This is a genomic window from Campylobacter concisus (assembly GCF_002913765.1).
GTDB classification, from domain to species: Bacteria; Campylobacterota; Campylobacteria; order Campylobacterales; family Campylobacteraceae; genus Campylobacter_A; species Campylobacter_A concisus_BB.
Genome location: NZ_PPCH01000025.1, coordinates 278,190 through 299,736, shown reverse-complemented (window position 1 = coordinate 299,736; position 21,547 = coordinate 278,190). Strand labels below are relative to the sequence as shown.

At 40.7% G+C, this 21,547-nt stretch carries 21 protein-coding genes and 6 tRNA genes; 1 reads left to right on the top strand and 26 read right to left on the bottom strand.

Features of this window, described 5'->3' with window-relative positions:
* Positions 1–6: 6 nt before the first annotated feature.
* The gene (locus tag CYO89_RS08295) at positions 7–1,779 is read right to left on the bottom strand and encodes a ShlB/FhaC/HecB family hemolysin secretion/activation protein (RefSeq protein WP_103597928.1); all 1,773 of its coding nucleotides are present in this window, start codon (positions 1,777–1,779) and stop codon (positions 7–9) included.
* Between the two features lie 412 nt (positions 1,780–2,191).
* Here CYO89_RS08295 and CYO89_RS08290 point away from each other — a divergent pair, with 412 nt between their 5' ends.
* Positions 2,192–2,944 (top strand): DUF4198 domain-containing protein, encoded by a 753-nt coding sequence (locus CYO89_RS08290; protein ID WP_103597927.1) that lies wholly within the window; start codon positions 2,192–2,194, stop codon positions 2,942–2,944.
* 46 nt (positions 2,945–2,990) lie between these two features.
* Here the strand turns inward: CYO89_RS08290 and imm40 are convergent, their stop codons facing one another.
* The 25 genes from imm40 to CYO89_RS08165 all read right to left on the bottom strand — a co-directional run bounded on the left by imm40 (position 2,991) and on the right by CYO89_RS08165 (position 21,498).
* On the bottom strand, positions 2,991–3,329 hold the full coding sequence (gene imm40 / locus CYO89_RS08285) for an Imm40 family immunity protein (RefSeq protein WP_103597926.1): 339 nt from the start codon (positions 3,327–3,329) through the stop codon (positions 2,991–2,993).
* Positions 3,326–3,658 carry a hypothetical protein gene (locus CYO89_RS08280; protein WP_103597925.1) on the bottom strand — a complete coding sequence of 111 codons (333 nt, stop codon included), beginning with the start codon at positions 3,656–3,658 and terminating at the stop codon, positions 3,326–3,328. Before CYO89_RS08280 ends, imm40 begins: the two co-directional genes overlap by 4 nt.
* Complete coding sequence (locus CYO89_RS08275) at positions 3,655–3,891, bottom strand: hypothetical protein (protein WP_103597924.1); 237 nt, start codon at positions 3,889–3,891, stop codon at positions 3,655–3,657. Before CYO89_RS08275 ends, CYO89_RS08280 begins: the two co-directional genes overlap by 4 nt.
* A gap of 210 nt (positions 3,892–4,101) precedes the next feature.
* Positions 4,102–4,176 (bottom strand) — tRNA-Glu (locus CYO89_RS08270).
* Between the two features lie 6 nt (positions 4,177–4,182).
* Positions 4,183–4,258: transfer RNA gene (locus tag CYO89_RS08265), tRNA-Lys, on the bottom strand.
* A 124-nt stretch (positions 4,259–4,382) separates the two neighbouring features.
* A tRNA-Asp gene (locus CYO89_RS08260) sits at positions 4,383–4,459 on the bottom strand.
* A 12-nt stretch (positions 4,460–4,471) separates the two neighbouring features.
* Positions 4,472–4,547 (bottom strand) — tRNA-Val (locus CYO89_RS08255).
* 16 nt (positions 4,548–4,563) lie between these two features.
* Positions 4,564–4,639, bottom strand: a tRNA-Glu gene (locus CYO89_RS08250).
* Between the two features lie 13 nt (positions 4,640–4,652).
* Positions 4,653–4,728, bottom strand: a tRNA-Lys gene (locus tag CYO89_RS08245).
* A gap of 238 nt (positions 4,729–4,966) precedes the next feature.
* A complete protein-coding gene (locus CYO89_RS08240; protein WP_103597923.1) occupies positions 4,967–5,695 on the bottom strand; it encodes a HEAT repeat domain-containing protein in 729 nt (242 codons plus the stop codon).
* 6 nt (positions 5,696–5,701) lie between these two features.
* Positions 5,702–8,071: a tetratricopeptide repeat protein gene (locus CYO89_RS08235; RefSeq protein ID WP_103598058.1), complete on the bottom strand. Its 2,370-nt coding sequence runs from the start codon at positions 8,069–8,071 to the stop codon at positions 5,702–5,704.
* 22 nt (positions 8,072–8,093) lie between these two features.
* Complete coding sequence (nuoN, locus tag CYO89_RS08230; RefSeq protein ID WP_004317979.1) at positions 8,094–9,584, bottom strand: NADH-quinone oxidoreductase subunit NuoN; 1,491 nt, start codon at positions 9,582–9,584, stop codon at positions 8,094–8,096.
* Complete coding sequence (locus tag CYO89_RS08225) at positions 9,581–11,092, bottom strand: NADH-quinone oxidoreductase subunit M (RefSeq protein ID WP_103597922.1); 1,512 nt, start codon at positions 11,090–11,092, stop codon at positions 9,581–9,583. Before CYO89_RS08225 ends, nuoN begins: the two co-directional genes overlap by 4 nt.
* Entirely contained in the window at positions 11,092–12,930 is a 1,839-nt protein-coding gene (gene nuoL, locus CYO89_RS08220; protein WP_103597921.1) for an NADH-quinone oxidoreductase subunit L, read from the bottom strand. Before nuoL ends, CYO89_RS08225 begins: the two co-directional genes overlap by 1 nt.
* Positions 12,931–12,933: 3 nt before the next feature.
* A complete protein-coding gene (gene nuoK / locus CYO89_RS08215) occupies positions 12,934–13,236 on the bottom strand; it encodes an NADH-quinone oxidoreductase subunit NuoK (RefSeq protein WP_103597920.1) in 303 nt (100 codons plus the stop codon).
* Positions 13,233–13,769 (bottom strand): NADH-quinone oxidoreductase subunit J, encoded by a 537-nt coding sequence (locus CYO89_RS08210; RefSeq protein WP_103597919.1) that lies wholly within the window; start codon positions 13,767–13,769, stop codon positions 13,233–13,235. Before CYO89_RS08210 ends, nuoK begins: the two co-directional genes overlap by 4 nt.
* A complete protein-coding gene (gene nuoI, locus CYO89_RS08205) occupies positions 13,762–14,400 on the bottom strand; it encodes an NADH-quinone oxidoreductase subunit NuoI (RefSeq protein ID WP_103597918.1) in 639 nt (212 codons plus the stop codon). The genes CYO89_RS08210 and nuoI overlap by 8 nt, the downstream gene beginning before the upstream one ends.
* A gap of 8 nt (positions 14,401–14,408) precedes the next feature.
* Positions 14,409–15,404, bottom strand: a complete 996-nt coding sequence (gene nuoH, locus CYO89_RS08200; protein WP_009294978.1) for an NADH-quinone oxidoreductase subunit NuoH — start codon at positions 15,402–15,404, stop codon at positions 14,409–14,411.
* Positions 15,397–17,697 (bottom strand): NADH-quinone oxidoreductase subunit G, encoded by a 2,301-nt coding sequence (locus CYO89_RS08195; RefSeq protein ID WP_103597917.1) that lies wholly within the window; start codon positions 17,695–17,697, stop codon positions 15,397–15,399. Before CYO89_RS08195 ends, nuoH begins: the two co-directional genes overlap by 8 nt.
* The gene (locus tag CYO89_RS08190; RefSeq protein WP_103597916.1) at positions 17,694–18,404 is read right to left on the bottom strand and encodes a hypothetical protein; all 711 of its coding nucleotides are present in this window, start codon (positions 18,402–18,404) and stop codon (positions 17,694–17,696) included. The genes CYO89_RS08195 and CYO89_RS08190 overlap by 4 nt, the downstream gene beginning before the upstream one ends.
* Complete coding sequence (locus tag CYO89_RS08185) at positions 18,401–18,631, bottom strand: NADH-ubiquinone oxidoreductase subunit E family protein (protein WP_004317978.1); 231 nt, start codon at positions 18,629–18,631, stop codon at positions 18,401–18,403. The genes CYO89_RS08190 and CYO89_RS08185 overlap by 4 nt, the downstream gene beginning before the upstream one ends.
* Positions 18,628–19,857, bottom strand: a complete 1,230-nt coding sequence (gene nuoD / locus CYO89_RS08180; RefSeq protein ID WP_103597915.1) for an NADH dehydrogenase (quinone) subunit D — start codon at positions 19,855–19,857, stop codon at positions 18,628–18,630. Before nuoD ends, CYO89_RS08185 begins: the two co-directional genes overlap by 4 nt.
* Positions 19,854–20,618, bottom strand: coding sequence for an NADH-quinone oxidoreductase subunit C (locus tag CYO89_RS08175; RefSeq protein ID WP_103597914.1), 765 nt, complete (start codon positions 20,616–20,618; stop codon positions 19,854–19,856). The genes nuoD and CYO89_RS08175 overlap by 4 nt, the downstream gene beginning before the upstream one ends.
* The gene (locus CYO89_RS08170; protein WP_021083979.1) at positions 20,615–21,127 is read right to left on the bottom strand and encodes a NuoB/complex I 20 kDa subunit family protein; all 513 of its coding nucleotides are present in this window, start codon (positions 21,125–21,127) and stop codon (positions 20,615–20,617) included. The genes CYO89_RS08175 and CYO89_RS08170 overlap by 4 nt, the downstream gene beginning before the upstream one ends.
* Entirely contained in the window at positions 21,109–21,498 is a 390-nt protein-coding gene (locus CYO89_RS08165; protein ID WP_012001119.1) for an NAD(P)H-quinone oxidoreductase subunit 3, read from the bottom strand. Before CYO89_RS08165 ends, CYO89_RS08170 begins: the two co-directional genes overlap by 19 nt.
* Positions 21,499–21,547 lie beyond the last annotated feature (49 nt).

Here is a 21,547-nt window from a genome sequence, read left to right as displayed (position 1 = left end):
TTATCCTTAAAATTCGTAGCTTATGATGAAATTTACATTTGTTGATTTAGATTCAAAGCTCTTTGGTTTATAAAGAGGTTTTGAGACAGATATGTCGTAGCTTAGGTTGTTGTAGGCTTTTATGCTACCTCTTAGACCTATGGCGTATCCTGCAAGGGTGTTTTTATCCTTTATGCCGCTATTTGCAGCTCTTACCATGCCAGCGTCAAGCCCAGCATAGACAGAGTTGCTCTTATAGTAGTTATATGAGAGGGTATTTCTTACGCTTACTCCGTGGTTTCCAACAAGCGAACTCTCCCCGTCAAAGCCTCTAACACTGTGATATCCACCGATGCTAAATTTATCTTGCAAGCTTAGTTTATTTAGACCATATCTTGCGTTAATATTTAGATCATAGCTTAGTGGAAGTTCAAATTTATACTTGTAGTTTAGGTTTAAATTTATTAGAGCAAACCTAGATGTAGCCTCACCGCTATCCTCTAAAGGATCAGGCTGTGATCTAAATATACCAGTGCCCTTTTTGTAAGCTAGCTTGGCGCTAAAAGCTTGATTGTAAGAATTCCAGCTTGATTTTACGCCTACCTCATATCCAGCATTTCTTCTAGCTTGGTTATCTAGCTCGTAGTCCTCTAGGTAGTTTTTATTTTTTCTCTTAAATAGCTTTACGTAAGCGCTATTTTTAAAATTTGAGTCCCTATAAAATGTATAAGCAAGGCTTAGTGAGTCGCTCTCGCTTCTACCTTTATATGTGTAGAGATTGTAGGCTGCGTTTATGATCTGAGCGTAGTCATATTTGCTCTTTTCATACTCAAGCATGAAGTAGCCAAATGGTATACTAAAGCCGTAATAGTAGTTATTTGAAGCACCGTGATCAGTGGCGCCATTAAATTTATTTGTAACCTCATATTTTTTAAATATATCTTTGCCGCGTGAGAAGCTAAAAATTTCGTTAAATCCAAGTAAATTTAGCGTGCTTAAATTTAGCATGCCTTGATACTTGCCGCTTTGTTTTGAGCCAAGGTTGTCAATGCTTATAGCAGCTTTTAGAGGGAAGCTATCAACTCTAGTTATTACTATATTTGAAAAGCCAGCTCTGTTTGAAGGTAAGAATTTAATACTAACATCATTTTTTGAGACGTTTTGCAGTGACTCAAGAGCCTGCTCAATATCTCTTATATTTGCCACTTTATTTTTATGAGAGTACTCACCAAATGCGCTAAATAAGCTCGCTCTGTTTCTTTGGTTATCAACTTCATTTATGCTTATATCATCTATTAAGCCAAGATTTATTACAAATTCTAGCTTGGCATCTTTTAGACTCTTTGTAACTAGGCTCGCACTTGAAGTGATATAGCCACTTTTTATTATCTCGTTGTTAAAAGAGTTTATGATTAGATTGATAGAGTTTTTGCCAAGACAGCTACCTGATTTAAAATCAAGCTTATTTAAGCTAGCCTCTAAAATAGAGTTAAATTTAGAGTAGTTTGCATTATAAGCTTTTCTTATTATAGCCTCATCAGCGCCACTACTAGCGTTAAAGCTAGTTACTTCATTCTCACTAAGAAGTGAAATTTTATCTATTTTAAAGCATGGGGTTTCGTTTAAATTTAGTTTAGCTTCTGAAGTTGGTTTTTCATTAAGCAAATTTATGTTGGAGCTTTCGTTAAAAGAGCTTGCCATATTCGCCCTAATCTCTTCGTTGTTTAACTCATTTTTTAGATTAGTCTCATTAGCAAGTAGCGCAGCACACACCATGCTTAAAGATAAGAGAGTTCTCATCTTAACCTTCCTTGGAAATAACTATAAAGTTATATTTTCTAAAATAATTTAGTGACATTATAAAGGATATAATCTTAATCTAATATTAAAATATAATGAGAAAAAAGAATTTTTATACAAAATATTTCGAAAATGAAACTTTTTAGATATATAAATGGCAAAGGCAAATTTAATTTGGTTTATTCTCTTGTATGTAAAATTTAATTTTATATTGACAATGATTATTATTTTGATATAATTGCGCAACTGATTTATATTTCGTAATTTCAGTAATTAAACTATTTTTATAGACGTACTATTTTTATAAATTTTCTAAAAATTAGCAAAATTTAGATCTATAAAAATTTAACAATATTTTTGTGACATATATTAGAAAAAGAAAAATAGACATTTTAATCTGAAAGGATAGGTAATGAACAAGCATTTATTTGCACTTTTGGCTTTGGCAGCACTTAGCAGCCACTCTTTAGCTCACGAATTTTGGCTTTTTGGTAGCAGTAAGGACGTAACAAGCGTTGATATCGGCTACGCAGACGACTTCCCGACTGTTGAAAAGATCGCAGATAATAGGATCGCCCTTTTTGAAGCCCCATACATTATAAACAAAAATGGCGAGAAACTGAGCCTAAAACAAAGCGGCGAAAACTACCATTACGAAAGAGCCAAACTAGAGGACGGCTCATACCTTATAGCTGGCGAGTATAAGCCTACGTTTTGGACAAAAGCAGGCGATGGCACATGGCACATGGGCAAAACCAAAGAGGACATCAAGGATGCCAAATACTGCAAAAAAGCGAGTATGAGTGCAAAAGGTATCATAAACAAAAACGCCAAGGATGACTCTGTAACAAAGCCTTCACAGCAGCGCTTAGAGATAGTCCCACTTGACAATCCAGCAAATTTCAAAGTTGGCGTGCCATTTAAAGTGAAGATTCTATTTGAGGGCAAACCTTTAGAAAATGCCACGCTTGATGGAACATTTGATGGATTTTTAAAAGAAAAAAGTGCATTTCACGGCCAAACTGAGCCAGACGGCACGATAGAGGTACTTGCACTTAAACCTGGAAAATGGCTACTACAAACAGTGCATAAAATGCCGTTTGCCAACTCAAAAATTTGCGATGATGAGACGATCGCTGCAACACTTGCGTTTGAGCTAAAATAGTAAATTTAACAGTGAGCGTATCAGTTTGGTGCGCTCTTTTTTCATATTATTTTGTTGCATTTGAGACTATTAGGGTATAAATAAAATTATCTCCATTGTTTTTATAATAATTATTTATATATTCACTTGCTTTTTCAAAAGATTTTATAAAGTTGCTCCCAGAAAAGCTCCAGCTGTCATATGTAATGATGATTTCATCACCGTTTAACTCATAAACATCTCCGCCAAGCACTGTCATCTCTTTTTCTTTGATGATGTCTAAAACTTTTATAACATCATCAAATTTCCAGCCGATCTCATAAACTCCGATTTTATCTCTTAGAAAAATCCCCCTATTTAATAGTTCTTGAGGCAAGATGTTTATAAAGTCTAAATCTATAATCATAAATTTTCCATCATATCCGTCCAAAACGGCACATTTTTATATTCACTTATATACTTTGGAATATCAACACCACAAAATTCATGCAACAAATACCCTTGCAAATTCCTACCATAATAGACTATATCGCCATAATGTATTGACAAGACTGGCGGATCATTATCATCATTCATCTCTGGCATAAATCTATGAGAATACACTGGTATGATATTTGGTACATTTTTATATAACTTAGCTATAACTTCAACTCTTTGCTCTCTTGATATCTTACACCATTGATCCGGCGAATAAGCACTATTTGGTATATATTCTTCAAAAGAGGCGCTTTTCACAAATTCATAAAATGTTGCATCATATTTTTTATTTTCGTGATATTTCCACTTGAAAAGTCACGCCAATCATAAAAGCCATCCGAAACTGGTAAAGCTGTAGTCAAAAATGACTTTAGAGAAAGAGGAAATTTAATCTTATAAATTTCATATATTTTTTCAAGCTCGTTTTGAGTAAGACCAGTATCAAATTTAATACCCTTATCTTTCAGGAGTTTAATAATTTCTAAATACACTATTCAATCCTAATAAAACGTTTATAATGATTTAAATAAATTCTAAAATCTAAAATTACTCCTACTAAAGTTGATATTTTAGACCCACAGTAATCATTCTCTAAAGTATTTAATATATTTGTATAGAAATATAGATATTACGACTCATAACAAAATACAAATAGTTGAAACTTACAAGAAAATACAGTTTTTATTTAAGAATTTAAAAGATGGTGACCCATACGAGACTCGAACTCGTGTTACCAACGTGAGAGGCTGGTGTCCTAACCGCTAGACGAATGGGCCAAAAGATGGTGCCCCGTGTAGGTCTCGAACCTACGACCCCATCATTAAGAGTGATATGCTCTACCAACTGAGCTAACGAGGCAAGATTAAGTATCAATAACAAATCATAAAGTGTTATCTTAGAACTTATAATCTTAAAATTTAATTTGATCACTCAAAAAATCAAGATAAATAGAATCAAGAACCTTAACCTAAGGTTTAGTAGATGGCGCAGCGGACGGGGCTCGAACCCGCGACCTCCGCCGTGACAGGGCGGCATTCTAACCAACTGAACTACCGCTGCACCTAAAAGTAATGGTGGTCGCTATAAGACTCGAACTTATGACATCCACCTTGTAAGGGTGGCGCTCTACCAACTGAGCTAAGCGACCTAAAATTTAAAATATCTGGCGACCCTTAGAGGATTTGAACCTCTGTTTCTACACAGAGAAAGTAGAGTCCTGAGCCACTAGACGAAAGGGTCATAAACCCAAAAATGGTGTCCTGCGTTGGATTCGAACCAACGGCCCCCTCATTAAAAGTGAGATGCTCTACCGACTGAGCTAGCAAGACATGATTATTTAAAAAAGAGTTGAGATTATACAAAAAAACATTATTATATGTCAAGAAAAAATTAAATTTTAAATCAAATTAAAGCTATTTTGTCCGCTATTTCTAAGCGAAAAATATAAAATTTTATTTTTAAATATTCTAAATTTAAAGTCAAAATTTCTTAGAAATTCAAATCATTTTTACTTTATAATCCAACAAACAAAACACAATCAAGCACCTAATCCGCTTAGTGGCAAATTTAATCCCTGCCTAAAAATCTTACCGCCATTTTTCTAGCTTTTTCTATCTTTTCAGCCTCTTGATTTTGAGCTGTGCTAGAAGATATCCACTTTTTACCAAACAAAATTTGAGCCGCTTCTATCATAACTGCGCAAGCGTATAGCTCTTTTTCGCTAGAGATGCTTTGCAAAAATGCAGCTTTTGTTTTATCTCGCAAGCTCTCTTGGCTGACCCTGTGAAAGGACATTTGCATAAGGCTGGCTGCCACCCAAGCCCTGCAAAGGCTATCTTTGCTACCAAGCATCTCGCTTATCAAAATATCTATTTGCTCTAACGTGCCAACCCAGCCAAGCGCTATTATAAGCTTGCGGCGAGGTGCATCATTTGTCCCCAAAAAAGAGATGATTTGAGGGATAAGGCGGTCACAAAATGCGGCATAAAAGTCTCTATGCTTAGACTTAGAAAGGATTTGCGCCATAAGATAGATGGTTTCTATTTTTAGTTTTTGATCGCTCTTTTTGGCTAAGTGCTCAAACAAAAACTCCAGCCCAGCGCCTCCATGTCTATTAAAGCTGCTTTCAAAATTTAGCTGCCCGCCCTCTTGCCACTCTTTGCAAATGAGCTCATAGTGATACGCTATCTCGTCACTTGCGCCTAAATTTGCTATAAATTTGATCCTTTTGCTGTCAGGAAAATTCTCTTTTTTAAGCCCCAGATACTCTTTTTCAAGATCATTTAAACTTAGCACTAAATTTTACTTTATCATCTCAAGTTTGGCTTTGCAGGCATCTTTGTAAGCGCTTGTGAAATTTGAGCCAACGCACTCGTCCAAATAGCCCTTAGCCAGCTTATACTGCTTTTGTCTGATGTAAATTTCACTTGCTAAATTTAGCGCATGCAGGCGGTCCTCTGGCTCAAGCTTCATATTTAGTATAAATTTCGCCTCATCAAGCGCCTCATCAAGGTTATCTGTCTTTAACGAAGCCTCCGAGTAGTCAAAATTTAGCTTTGGTGAAAAGGTATTTATCTTAGCTCTAGTTTGCAGCTCAAGCGCCTTTTTAGCGTAGGTTGCAGCGATAGCATAGTCGTTGCTCTTCATCGCATAGTCACTTATAGCTGCGTACGCCTCGATGATCTTAAAGTCTTGCCCCCTTAGCTGTTCGATCGCACTGATCGTTGAGACCGCCTCGGTAAAGCGCTTTAGCGCAAGTAGCGAGTAAAATCTATCAAAAAGAGAAGGTGTCGGGTCCGAGTACTCGACTGCTGAGCCAAGCGAGAGCGCGTCATTTGCCGCAGTGATCGCATGCTCATAGTCTTTATTTTTATATAAAATTTTGCTCAAATTTACCAGCCATTCGACTCTATCTTCTAAATTTTCATCCTTTACATGCGCCTTTGCAAGCTCTAGCGCCTCATTGTAGCGTGCCGTTCTAAAGTAGCAGTTAAATAGCTTAAACTGTGGCAAAGAGACCTTGCTCACATCATAGTTTTCGAGTAAATTTACAACCGCTGTGCAGTCATCTTTGATAAAAAACTCTTTTGTTAGCTCAAGCGCAGCCTCATTTACTAGCTCCATCGCCTTGCTTAAATTTTCATCTTTTGCGAGGTTGTTATAAGCTAGCGCATCGGCAAATTTACGCTCTTTTAGATCAAGCTCAAGCTCGCTGATTAGCGCCTTTTGGCTGATATTTGTGCCGGCATATTTTTCTATGAGCTCTTTATATCTTGCGTGAAGTGCGGTGGCGTTTTTGTCCTCTTCTTCAAAAAACAGCCCATCCTTTGCCTTAGCGACCTCATCGATATAATCGCCATACTTAAACTCTTTTTCATATCTGTTTAGATACTCATACGCCCTTTTTTCATCTTTTGTTTTGGCTAAATTTAGCGCTAAATTTTTTAATGCTGCCTCGTAAAAATCCTTTGTCCTGTCGCTATTATTTACCAAAATTTCATAAATTTTAGCAGCCACGTCTGGCATATCTTTGCTGGCAAATGTATAGGCTAAATTCATCGATTTTATCGGATCGTTCATGAAAAATTTTTCATTTGCATTTGCGATCTTTAGTACAAATTTCTTTGCCTCTTCAAATTTCTCTTTATCGATATTCGCGTCTGCTAGGCTTAGTGCTGCCCTGCTTGCAAGGTCGATATCATTTGTAGAGTAGAGCACCTTTTCATAGTCGCTTAGCGCCTCTTTTTGCCTGCCTATTTTATATAGGTAGTCAGCATAATCAAGCGTGGCAAGTTTTGTAAATTTTGACTCTGCGTGCTCTTCGCTTAGTATGTCAAGCATATATTTTGCATCACTTGCGATGCTATCTTTTAGGTAAGCTCTGGCGATGAGATACAGCACCTCAGAGTAGTTCTCATCAGAAGGGAATTTCCTTATCCAGGCTCTACCCTCGCTTACGATATCTTTTGGCTCAAGCCCCTCAAACTCGCTCTTTGTCTCAAAAATTTTATCAAGCGCCCTTAGTCTAAAAAGTAAAAACTCACTTGAGAAAAGACTGGCTGGATGCCTTTTCATCGCTGTTTGCGTATCTTTTACCACACTTTCATAAGCGCCCTTTTCGTAAGCTCTTTTTATATTTATGTAGATGTCTATATCATTGCTATCAAGCCCAGCGATAGGCGCTTTGTTAAGATCAAGCGCTCCAATGCTTGGGCTTAGCATATCTCTAAAATCAGGCGAAAAATTTAGACCAGACACTCTTTTGTTGTTTTCACTTAGCGAAGTGTCGATGATGATGCTAAAGTGCTTTGAGATGGTCGTCTTTGGCGTATCTTGCACGCTCGGACTGCTGTAAAGCTCAGTTTGAACATTTAGAAGTTTTGAAGGCGCCTTTGGCATGATGACGATAAAGAGTTTGCCGTCTTGCTTTTTATATTTTATGTCCATTAAAGGCAGCGTCGTATCTTCGATCTTTGGCAAGATCCCATCATCGAGCATACAAACGTAGCGCTTCGTATCATAGGCTAAAATTTGCTCCACACATTCAAATTCTTTCTCGTCGCTTAGCTGAAGGACGCTATAAGGCTTATTTGCATTTGCGCCGCTGTTTAGGCTAAGGCTAAAGGCGGATAGATAAAGCGGTAAAAATAAGATGGTTAAGAGCTTTTTCATGCCGCCATTATAGTTAAATTTTCTAAAATCCTGAAGCAAAGACAAAATGCTCGATAAATTCCAAAATCGCCCCAGAAAATAAAAAGGCAAAGACCGTGCCAGCAACTGCAACTCCAACGATCACCTTTAGCGCCATCGAGACGTTTGAGATGTAGATATTTTTATCTTTTACGATAGGCTCTTTTAAAAACATAAAGACGATGAGCTTTAGGTAGTAATAAATCGCAATCGCGGAGTTTATCATGATGATGAGGCTAAGCACGACGTAATCAGACTTTATGAGCGACGAGATAAGCACCATCTTGCCCCAAAATACGCTAAAAGGCGGTATGCCAGCAAGGGCGATCATGAAAATTCCCATTATCACGGCGTAACTTGGCAAAATTTTAATAAGCCCTGAAAATTTCTCATACGGATGTTTAAAGCGCTTGTCCCAGCAGACGACGTCGTCGCACCTTGCGACCCAAAGCATAGAAAATGCGCCCAAATTTGCAAACAAAAACATGATCCAGTAGAAAAATAAGGCGACATTTGCCTCGTGAGAATTTGCCACAAGCGCGCAAAGCACGACACCAGCGTGAGCTATCGAGCTAAAAGCAAGCATCCTTTTGACGTCTTTTTGCACTAGCGCCATGATGTTTGCAAGGCTCATCGTAAGCACGGCGATGATGTAGAGCATATCTTTTATCCATGAAATTCCAGAGCCCTCAAGCATCGCAAAAATTCTTAACGCGACGATAAAGCCCGCCACCTTTGGCACGATCGACATATAGCCTGCTAGTGGGGCATTTGAGCCCTCATAAACGTCTGGTATCCATGTGTGAAATGGTATGAGTGAGAGCTTAAAGCCAATGGCTGATGCGATGAAAACGCAGCCAAGAAGGATTATTAAATTTTGATTTAGGCTAAGATCTTTTATGACAACGCCGATACGAGCGATGTCTATTGAGTTTGTTGCCAGATAAAACATCGCTATCGCCATCGCAAAAAAGCCAGCTGAGAGCGAACCCATCGCGAAATATTTTATTGCAGCCTCGACGCTTTTTGCCTTGTTGTGAAGGGCGATTAGGGTGTAGAGGCAAAGCGAGCTGATCTCAAGACCTAAAAAGATGATGAGTAGGTTGTTTGAGCTCACCATAAACAAAAATCCAGCGATCATAAACAAAAATAGCGCGTAGTACTCGTAAATTTTATACTCAAAATACTCTTTTGTGCTAAGTGCAAGCGGGATGAAAAGGGCTGAGGCGATTAGGATAATGATCTGCGAGATGATAGAAATTCCATCAACTAAGAGCATATCCCAAAAGCTTAGGCTAAGTCCGTTAAAATCGAGCGTAATGCCTAAATTTACAAATATAGCGATGATGCAAAATACGCAGTAGAAATTCCTCGAAAGATCCTTTTTTATCGCTCCAACTATGAGGATAAAAAGTGCAAAAACCATCATGCTAAGCATCGGCGAGAGTGATTGTAGCGAGATCTCATTTAGGTCTAAAAAGGCTATTTCGTTCATAGTTTGCTCCCGCCGTTTAAAGATGAAATTTTATCCTTTGTGCCGCTATTTACAGCTCTAGTTTGCATTTTGCTTATGATATTTTGTACGCTTGGCTCAAGCGGTTTTAGTATCAAATTTGGTGCGATACCAAGAATGATTATGAGCAAGCAAAGTGGCACAAGAGCGGCTAACTCTTTAAAATTTAGATCTTTTAGACTTAAATTTTTCTCCTTGCACTCGCCAAAAAAGACCCTTTTATAAAGTACCAGCATATAAACAGCGCCCACGATGATACTAAAGCCACCAAGTAGCGCAAAGAGCTTGTTTAGCTTAAATACGCCAAGCAGGCTCAAAAACTCGCCCACAAAGCCAATGGTTAGTGGCAGGCCGATACTTGCAAGCGTTGCTATAAAAAATATAAGCGCATACTTTGGCATGACCTTAGCAAGGCCGCCAAATTCGCAAATTTCTTTTGTGTGAGCTCTTTCGTAGATGACGCCAACTAACAAAAATAGCGCGCCGCTTACGATGCCGTGGCTTATCATTAAAAATATTGAGCCACCAAGGCCTATTAAATTTAGTGAAAAGATGCCTAGCATGATGACGCCCATGTGTGAAATGGAGCTATAAGCGATCACTTGTTTCATGTCGCTTTGCGCGTAGGCAACAAGAGCTGCGTAGATGATCATGATGATAGCTATGACGCAGACAAAGCCGCTTAAAAGTAGGCTCGCATCTGGAAAAAGTGGAAGTGAAAATCTCACAAAGCCGTAAGTACCCATCTTTAAAAGCACGCTAGCAAGTAGCACTGAGCCGATAGTCGGAGCCTGTCCGTGCGCATAAGGAAGCCACGTGTGAAATGGAAACAGCGGAGTTTTCACGCCAAAAGCAAAGAAAAATGCTAAAAATAGCCAAATTTGAGCATTTTCTCCGATGCCAAGCTTGTACCAATCAAGCAAGTTAAAACTAAAGACACCGCTTTTTTGATAGCACAGATAGCCGATAAAGATGATCGCCACTAGCATAAAGATAGAGCCTAAAAATGTGTAAATGAAAAATTTAATCGCCGCGTAAATTCTATTTTTACTGCCAAATGCGCCGATGATGTAAAGTAGCGGTATGAGGCTAAGCTCCCAAAAGCTGTAAAACAAGATCATATCAAGCGCGCTAAAGACGCCCATCATCGTGCTCTCTAAAAATAGCACGCTAATAACAAGATGCTTTAAATTTCCATCATCGCTAAGTGCGGCGATAGAGATGAAGCTCATAAATGCGCTAAGGACTATAAGCACAAGCGAAATGGTGTCGATGCCGACAAAATAGCTGATATTTAGGCTTGGTATGAGCGAGACTTGATGCGTTAAAACAAAGTCATAACCCTGAAAATCGACATTTACGCAGATAAAAATGGCTAGTAAAAGCTCTATGAGAGCAATGCTTGCTCCATAAAATTTGATGCTTTTATTTTCTATCAAAAAGCCAAGTATTGCGCTTATTGCTGGGAAAAATATGATGACACTTAGCATTATTTGGCTCCGTTTAATAAAAATATAAAGCTTAAAAGCAAGGCAAATCCTGCGACCATAAACCTAAGCATGACGCTAAGATCACCACTTTGCATTTTGTTTGCAAGATATGCAAATTTAGTAACCAAAAGTGCGACAAAATCAACACTTCTATCAACTATCATCTCATCAAATTTCTTGCAAATTTTAGAGATTAAAGCGTAGCCATTTATAAAAAATTTCTCATAAAATTTTGGGATAAAGTAGGCATTTTGCAAAATTTTGTAAATTTTACTTTCGCAAATGCTCTCTTTAAAAATTTCTTTTTTATAGGCAAAGACTGCAAAGCCAGCGCTTGCAAGCACTAAACTAAGCGTTAAAACGAGTAAGAAAATTTCACTGCTGTGAGATAAATTTAGCTTAAAATCACCAAGGCTGTTACTTAAAAACCCACTAAAGTTGCTCCAGAAAAAGCCGCTGATGACTGAGAGAACGCCAAGCAAGCTCATGCCAACAAGCATGTAGTTTTTGGCTTCATGTGCGTGCTCCTCGCTCTTTGGCTTTGCAAAAAAGACTAGCATGACAAGTCTAAAGCTATAAAATGCCGTAAGAACTGCGCCAAAGAGCAAGACGGCCCACAAAATTTGATCTTCACTAAAGGCGACCTCTAAAATTTTATCTTTTGAAAAAAATCCAGCAAATGGGTAAAATCCAGCCAGCGCGCAGCTTGCAATGATAGAAAGAAGTGCGGTTGGCTTCATAAATTTATAAAGCCCGCCCATTTTTTTGATATTTAGCTCGTCATTCATCGCGTGCATAACGTTGCCAGCGCACAAAAAGAGCAGCGACTTGAAAAATGCGTGCGTGACAAGGTGAAAAAGTGCGATCTTGTAAGCCCCAAGACCAGCGGCTACAAACATATATCCAAGCTGTGAAAGCGTCGAGTAAGCGACTATCTTTTTAAGGTCGTTATGCACTAGCGCGATGCTTGCGGCAAATATCGCTACAAATGCGCCAAGGCAGGCGATAAAGTGCGAGACTTCGGGCACGTTTGCAAAGATGAAATTTGCGCGTATGACTAGATAGACGCCAGCTGTTACCATGGTCGCAGCGTGGATGAGCGCAGAAACCGGCGTTGGTCCCTCCATGGCGTTTGCAAGCCAGGTATGAAAAGGAAACTGCGCGCTTTTACCCATGGCGCCTATGAAAAGAAGTGTGGCGATGATGCCTAAATTTAGCCCAGAAAGGTCGCTTCTAGCGTTAAAAACCTCGCTAAATTTAAGCGAGCCAAAGCTATAAAATATATAAAAAATGCCAACAAGCATGGCAAGATCAGCCACTCTGTTCATCACGAAAGCTTCGTTTGCAGCGACGTTTGCGCTAGGCCTTTTATACCAAAAGCCAATGAGCAGCCAAGAGCAAAGTCCAACGCCCTCCCAGCCGATAAAGAGCCCTATGAAGTTATCGCTTGAGACAAGGACATTCATGCAAAAGACAAAGAGCCCAAGGTAGCTAAAAAAGCGGTTAAAACTCGCGTCATCTCTCATGTAGCCAATGGAGTAGATATGCACGATGCTAGCGACTACGCCCACAGTGCTAAGCATCACAAGGCTAATGGCGTCAAGGTAGAAGCTAAAATTTAACTCAAGCCCGCCTAAATTTATAAACTCTTTTAGGGTTAAATTTAAAGGCTCATCTACGCTAAGGCTAGCCGTTAGCATGAGTGAAGCCGTGGCGCTAACGATCATGAGAAGCGAGCAAAAAAGACCGATAAATAAATTCTTACTGCTATGCGAAAAGATGCCAGCTATGATGAAGCTAAGAAGCGGAAAAAATAGCGAAATACAAAATAAAATCATCTCTTAGCCTTTCATATTTGTCATCGAATCTAAACTGATGCTACCAGTCTTTTTATACCAAAGCACGAGCAGTCCAAGCCCCACAGCGACCTCGCTAGCAGCGATGGCTACTATAAAAAAGGCGATGATCTGCCCAGTTAGATCAAAGTAGTATTTTGAGATGGCTGCAAGCGCGATGTTTGCTGAGTTTAGTAAAATTTCGCTTGAGAAAAATAGCATTATCAAATTTCTTCTTTTCATTATGCCAACAAGCCCTATGACAAAGACTAGGCTTGCTAGGATGAGGTAGTGAGTAAGTCCTATCATAGCATCTCCTCAAGGCTGCTTTGCGCGTTCATATCTTTGTGTATCAAGATGATGCCAGCTACCATCGCCACAAGTAGCATGATAGCGCACATCTCAAAGGCTAGCAGATACTTACTAAAGAGCAAAATTCCAACCGCTTCGATGTTGCCAAGGCTAGTAAGAGTAGAATTTACCACCTCTTGCTTTGCGCTATAGATCGGCGCTAAAAAGATAAATATCAAAAGAAGCGCTATGAAGCTACTTAGAAGATAGATGATGATCTTTGCTTTTTTATCACTTTTTGGCTCGCACTCCTTGCTGGTGTCAAAAAACATCATCGCAAATGCGTATAAAACGACCACCGCACCTGTATAGACGATGATCTGCACCACGCCTAAAAACTCAGCCCCAAGCAAGAAAAATATAGCCGAGATAAAAACCATGCCAGCAGCTAGCGCAGAGACCGCATTTAGGGCGTTTTTGCAAAGCACGCTAAAAGAAAAACTAACTAATATAAGGGCGCTAAAAAGATAAAATGCAAAGCTCTCATACATCGCTTGACCCTTTTAAATTTATATCCATCGTTTCTGCCTTATCTTCATTTGTAAGCGCATTTGGCGTCTTTTTCACCAAGCTATCAGCATTTTTAGGTAGAGCGCCATAGCCCTCAAACTCGGTTTGATCTTTTAAAAATTTATCATCTGTTAAAAACTCAGCCTTTGTGCCAAAGAGGATTTTGTTTTCACTTGCGACCTCGTACTCTTGTCCGCAAACTATAGCAAGCTCAGGGCAGACATCAGCGCAAAAACCGCAATATACGCATCTGCTTAAATTTATCGTGTAGCTTGCGACCTTTTTGCGGCCATCATCGCCAAGTGAGGTCTTCATCGAGATGCAGTTGCTAACGCAAATTTTCTCACACAGCCCACAGCCTATGCAGCGCTCATTTTCGCTTTCAACAAATTTTAAAAGCCTGTGAATTCCCCTATATCTGGCGTTTAGCTCCATCTTTTGCATAGGGTATTTTAGAGTGTGCGACTTGCTAAAGAGCATCTGCTTTAGCGTGATCTTTAGCCCCACCAAAAGATCAAGCTTAAAAGTAGCGGCGATGAAGTGCTTAAATTTATCAAATGCCCCTTTTGGCTCTATCTTTTCGTCTATCAAAATATATCTTTTCTCGCTCATTTTACGCCTTAGATAAGTAGTGCAAAGCCGGTGATTACGACATTTAAGATGCCAAGCGGAAGCAAAATTTTCCAGCAAAGCATACTAAGCTGATCGACCCTTAAATGCGGCCACGACGCCCTCGTCCAAAGAAAAAAGAAAAAGACTAGGCTTGATTTTAAAAGTATCATTAGCCCGCCTGGGATAAATAAAAACTCATTAAAACCGCCCAAAAATAGGAGCGTGATGATGATGCTTGCTGCGATCATGTTGGTGTATTCGCCGATAAAAAACATCGCCCATCTCATGCCGCTATACTCAGTGCCGTAGCCTGCTACGATCTCGGTCTCGTTTTCTGTTAGACAAAATGGCGTTCTGTTGCACTCCACAAAGCTTGCCATCACGAAAAGCACGAAGGCAAGGGGCTGCTTGAAAATTAGCCAGTTAAAGATGCCTTTTTGGTAGTTGTTTATATCAACTAGCGAGAGCGAGCTAGTCACCATGACAACGCTTAAAAGCGCCATGCCAGCGACCACTTCGAAGCTAAGAAGTGCCACGACTGCGCGAGCAGCGCTGATTAGTGCAAATTTATTGTAGCTTGCAAGACCTGCTGCAAGTGGCGAAAAGACGCAAACTGCTGCCACGCCAGCGATATACAAAACGCCCACATTTATATCTGCAAGTATCGGTCTAATCGTATGCCCAAAAACCTCAAACTCAGGCAAAAATGGCACCGGCGCAAGCGCTGCAAATGCCGCGATAGCAGAGATTAGAGGGGCTATTAGAAAGATAAATTTATTTGCATTTGCTGGGACGATATCCTCTTTTGTAAAAAGCTTTATCATGTCAGCCACGATCTGAAGCACGCCAGCAGGCCCCACCATATCAGGCCCCACGCGGCGCTGCATGTAGGCTAACACCTTTCTCTCAGCGTAGGTCGCAAGCCCAGCAAGGCTAGCCATGACGGCCAAGATGACGACTGCTTTAACAATAGTTGTTATCACAAAAAATAGCATTTCACTCATTCTCTGCCTTTATTATTTTTACGCTTGCGTAACTCTTGCCCTCAAAAATGGCGCTTACATCAAGCTTATCATCGTAGTCGCCAAGATAGGCTGCCACGCCTCCTAGCTCGCTATCAAGCTCCACGCAAATGGCAAGCTTTTGCCCATTTTTTTCTAAAATGACCGCTTCATTTTGTGAAATTTCAAATTTAGCCATAAACTCGCCACTTGCGTAAAGTTTCGCGCGTTTAGCTGTCTGGCTGGCATAGTTTGCAAAAAACGATGGCAGATTTATAGGATTTGCAAGGCTTATTAGCGCTTCGTCCTCTTTTAAATTTAGCTCATTTTGCTCTTTAAAAAGTGGCTCTACATCATCTTTTGGTGTGAAATTTGAAATTTCAAGCTTGTAGCCTCTGTGGCTTGTGCCGTCATTTGCGTAAAAATTTTCTAAATCATCAAATTTAACGCCCCTATAGCCCTTCTCTTTTGGTAGCTGCGCTGTGTAGTCAATCGTATTTTTAGCCGCTATGTTAAGCGCATTTGCGATATCGTTTAAGAAGTAGCCATTATGAGCCAAAGCCGCATTTGTTGGCACTACTTCGTTATTTATGCTTGTAAATGTGCCCTCTTGCTGATTTAGCGCACCAGCGTCAAGATCGCCCTCAAAAATGCTAAATTTAAACTCGCCCATTTCGTTGTATCCTAGCGTCTTGCCAGGCTTTTTCTCGCGTGAAAGCGTGCAAATTTTTGCTACGCCAAGCGAATTCGTGCGAGGTGGTATGAGCATCACACGAAACGGCGTAGCTCTTGCGATCACTCCAGCAAGGGCTGCAAGTAAATTTGCATTTTCATGAGCGTAAAAGTCGCTACCTAAAATGAGCGTAAATTTAGCCTTGCCTTCGCTAAGAGTTGCTACTTCTAAGCCAAAGCTCTCTTCAAATTTTTCAACTCTTGCCTGAAGTGCTACTGGTAAATTCTCACCCCAGTTTTTAAGCACAAAGAGTAAAATTTGCTCCAAATCCCCAGCCTCATAGCTCACACAGGCAAAATTCTTTGAAAATTTCTTCGCCACCTCATCAGCGATGTGATGAAAGTAAATTCCAGCCGCTTTATTCATCTTAAGGGCGTTATTTAGCTTATAGCTTGTTACTGGGCTCTCATGGCGCAAGAAGCTGCCAGCCGTGATCACAAAGTCGCTATTTTTTAGGCTATCATAGTCTGCGTTATATGAGCTAATACCGCTAAATTCGCTAAAAATATTTAAGAAGTTTTGAAATTTAAAAGCCTCATCGTTTAATAAATTTAGATCAAATTTCTCTCTCAAGCGCTCCAAAATAAGCGCCTCTTCGTTTGTTATGAAGCTATTAAATTTTATATTTTTTATGTTGCCGTTTTTTAAATTTGAGATGAGCTCATTAAATTTCGCCTCATTTTTACGGGCATTTTCGTTGTGAAAGTCGTAGCCAAACCTTGCCGCACCGCTTATCTCGCCAAAGTGAAAGTCGTTGCTGACACGATAAATTTGCTTGCTTCTATCGCTAGTGCTTTTCTCTTTTACGTCATAAAAAATGAGCTCGCAGTCGCTTTGGTGCGGATTTGCCGCTGGGACACGGCTTAGCTCCCAGATGTTTGAGCTATACTGAAAATTTGAGCTAACAAGCGCGCCAACAGGGCAGACGCTGATGCACTCGCCACAAAACGAGCAGTCCAAATTTTCGCCAACACTTGGGCCAATTAGGCTCTTTTGCATCTTGCTAAAGACGGCGTAGGCATCTTTTGGCATGCTCTCTTTTAGCTCTTTTGGCACTTCAACACCCCTTGGCACCGTTTTTAGCGCGCTCTCGCCTATCTTATCTTTGCAAACCGTCACGCACCTCTCGCAGACCACGCAAAGGGCTGGGTCGTAGTTTATTAGCCCCCATTTTTTGTGCGGTTTATGAGTGTCCTCTATGGCAAATTTTTGCTCATTTACGCGTAGATGCGCCGTTAAATTTTGCAATTCACACTCGCCACTTTTATCGCAAACACCGCACTGAAGGGGGTGATTGACGCAGTAGGTCTGCATGATCGCATTTCGCTCAGCAGCGATCTCTGGCGTATTTGTGTAAATTTGCATATCCTCTTTGGCTTTGGCGTTGCAGCTATAGACCACTTTGCCGTTTGCCTCGACCATGCAAAGCCTGCAAGCAAGCGTTGGCGAACAGCCGCTAAGGTAGCAAAGCGCAGGGATGTAAATGCCATTTGCCCTTGCGATGTTTAGGATGCTCTCGCCCTCGTTTGCCTCTAAAATTTGATCGTTTATGGTGATTTTCATTTGCTAACTACTACTTGTTTAAATGCATATCCATCAAAATTTTTTGCGCCAATCAGGGCAACCGTGCCTTTTAGCGTTGGATCAAGCCTAAATTTAGCCCTTACGTTAAAGTCTTTTGCCTTTAAATTTAAAATTTCGCCATCCTTTGCCTTTGCCACGATGCCAAACTGCACACCGCCTACGATCTCGTCGCTTGCGTTTTTGTTTAGATAAACGACCGCTCCGTCAAAATTATCAAGCTCTCTTAGCTCGCCAACTTCGCCACCTGCTGCAAATTCTCTCACTTCGCTGCCTGCTAAGACGACATTTTTGCCTAAAATTTCAAGTAGCCAAAAGATCGCATCTTTGTCTGGATGAGTAAAAAAGGAGTCATCTATGATCACGTTTTTAACGTCCTTTATCCACTCGCCAAGCTCCTCAAATTCCTCCTCGCCCACATTGCACTCGCCGCTTATCAGTCCATCATCAAGTTCATCAAAAAACTCATTTTGCACCAAATTTGCATACTTGCAAAGAAGCGCTAAGACGTAGCTTATCGATCCTATCTCGCAGCGGATCAAATTTTTACTGCCAAGCTCGTTATCCTCGAAGCATGAGATGTATTTAAACTCGTGCTCTTTTATCTTTTTTGCTAAATTTTTGTCGCTCAAACTTAGTAAATTTGCGATACTTAGGCTCTTGCCTGCTACTAGATCATTAAATTTCATATCTTGCCCTTTTTTATCGTTAATGCCCAATCAACTTGGTTAAATTTAAGCGAGTTCATCACCTCGCAGTTTAGGTTATAAGCCAAATTTACGGCCTTTGTTACACCGCTGTAATCTCCTATCTCAAACAAAAATATCACCACTTCGTCTGGCTCGCTCGCCTTTATCTGCTGTCCAAGAGCGCTCAAAAACTCGCCCTTTAGATGCCTAAGATCGACCCTTCTCATCTATCAACCTCGCCTAAGATGATATTTGTGCTGCCAATTATTGCGGCCACATCTGCCACATACTGCCCAACTAGCATATCTTCGTAAATTGCGCAGTGCCAAAAGCTTGGTGTGCGAATTTTTAGGCGGTACGGGCTTGCGCTGCCATCTGAGTTTATATAAATTCCAAGCTCGCCCTTTGGCGACTCACTAGCAAAGTAAATTTCACCCTTTGGTGGCTTTAGCCCCTGAGTTATCAGCACAAAATGCTGCATTAATGAGTAGTTTTGGCTCATTATCTGCTCTTTTGAGGCGCTCACATACTCTGGCGCGTCGGCGATGATAGCGGGGCTACTTGTCTGATACTTGCTAACGCACTGCTTTAAAATTTTCACGCACTCACGCATCTCTTTCATATAAAGCAGATATCTCGCGTAGCAGTCGCCCTTGGTGGCGTAAGGCACGTCAAATTCTAGCTCGTCGTAGATGAGATATGGCTCTTCTTTTCTGATGTCGCGCGCGATGCCACTTGCTCTTAGCATGACGCCAGAGCAACCGCTACTAAGGGCTAGCTCTTTGCTAACTACGCCCACATCTATTAGCCTTGCTTGCCAAATTCTATTTTCACTTAGCAGATCTTCGTAAAGCGTGATGTCGCTTGGAAATTTCTCGCAAAATTTAAGCAGCTCCTCGCACCAGCCATCAGGCAGATCAAGCGGCACGCCACCGATCCTTATGGAGCTATGTGTTAGCCTTGCGCCGCAGTATTTTTCTATGAGATCAAGGACGTATTCGCGCTCCCTAAATGCGTATAAAAAGACGCTCATTGCCCCCACGTCAAGGGCGTGCGTGGCTAAAAATAAAAGGTGCGAGCTGATGCGGTTTAGCTCTAAAAGCATCACTCTAATGATCTGCGCACGGCGAGGCACTTCTATGGCGCAAAGCTTCTCCACAGCCGCGCAAAATGCGTAGTTATTGGCGCTTGAGGCGATGTAATCGACCCTGTCAGTCACTGGGATAAATTCCTGATAGGTCATATTTTCAGCCATCTTTTCAACGCCTCGGTGCATAAAGCCAACCTCTGGCATCGCACGCACGACCTTTTCTCCGTCAAGCTCAAGCACGAGTTTTAGCTGTCCGTGAGCGCTTGGGTGCTGTGGTCCAAAATTTAGTATCATCTTGCCGTCATTTTGCTCAAATTCTAAATTTTCAAAAAATGGTTTTAAGCGGCTTGGTGCTTGGCTCAAGGTCGTTCCTTTACTATCTGGCTTTGGTTAAATTTAGCCTTTTTGACAAATCTCACGCCGCCTTCTTCTTGATACTCGTAGTCTTCATTTTCATCAAACACACGTGAAAATCCAAAGGTATCTTTCTCATCCACAAAGGCTGGATCGCGGTTCTCTTCGCCGATCTGCTCTCTAAACTCACGTCCAAAAATTTTATCCACCTCATACCATTTAGCAGCCTCGTCGCCAACTAGCGGATAGCTCTTTAAAAGTGGATGCGAGTGCCAGTCATCAGGCATTATTAGGCGCTTTAAATTTGGATGATCTTTGATGAGAACACCACTTAGATCATACATCTCGCGCTCCGCCCAGTTTGCGCTTTTATAAAGCTCGCAAACGCTTTTTAGCATTTCGTCCTTTTTAACAAAGCACTTTACGCGTGTGCGCCTATTTTTAGTGATGCTAAGAAGCTGATAAAAGACCTCATATCCACCCCTTTTAGCTATATAATCAACCGCCGCAAGCTCGCAAAGCTGCTCGTAGCCAAAGCCCTTTAACACTTCAAGTGCTTTAAAATTTTCACTAGAATTTACATAAATTACGAGCTGATCAAACTCCACGTAGCTAGATAAAATTTGCACTCCGCTTTGCTCTAAAACAGCCAGCTCTTCGTCAAATTTAGAGCCACTTGCTGCTTCTTTTGGCGTCTGCTTAGCTATATAAAATTTCTCGCTGTAATACTGCTTTTTTTGCAAGTCATTTTTTGGCTTATACTCTCTCATATATCTAGCTTTCTTGGCTTTTGCGCCCTAAATGCACTTTGTTTTCTTATCTTTTTTTGAAGCATCATAAGTGCGTACTGAAGCGTCTCTGGGCGCGGGGCACAGCCTGGGATGTAGATATCAACAGGTATTATGCGGTCTACGCCTTGAACGGTCGAGTAGGTATTAAACATGCCGCCAGTGTTTGCACAGCTACCCATCGAGATGACCCACTTTGGCTCAGGCATCTGGTCGTAAAGGCGCCTTGTAAATTCAGCGTGCTTTTTAGTTAGCGTGCCAGCTATGATCATCACCTCAGAGTGCCTTGGACTAGCCCTAAAAATGGTGCCAAATCTATCAAAGTCATATCTGCTAGCACCACTTGCCATCATCTCGATCGCACAGCATGCAAGCCCATAGCTAAGTGCCCAAAGCGAGTTGCTCCTGCCCCACTGCACGAGCTTATCAACGGTTGTCAAAACCACTGGCAGACCGCCATTTGCAGCGTAGTTTATCTGATGCTTTGCCATTTAAAGACCCCTTTTTGCCATGCGTAAGCAAAGCCGATAAGCAAGATCGCCACAAAAAGTAGCATCTCAATGAGCCCAAATAGCCCAAGCAGCCTAAAATCCACCGCCCACGGATACATAAAGATGACCTCAACGTCAAATAAAATAAATAAAATTCCATAAAAAAAGTAGTGGATATTTATCTTATTTGGTTGTTTTACAGTTGTCGGTCCGCACTCGTAAAAGCCTACTTTTAGGCGCTCGGTGTTGCGATTGGCTAGCTTTTTGCTTATCTTTGAGGATAAAAATGTTATCAAACTAAACGAACAAGTAGCTAACAAAAGTATGATAAAAGCGCCAAGATAGGTGCTGTCAAGCTCTGAGTGTGACATACTTCGCCTTTTTTAATTTTTCAAAATTCTACTAAATTTAAATTTATTT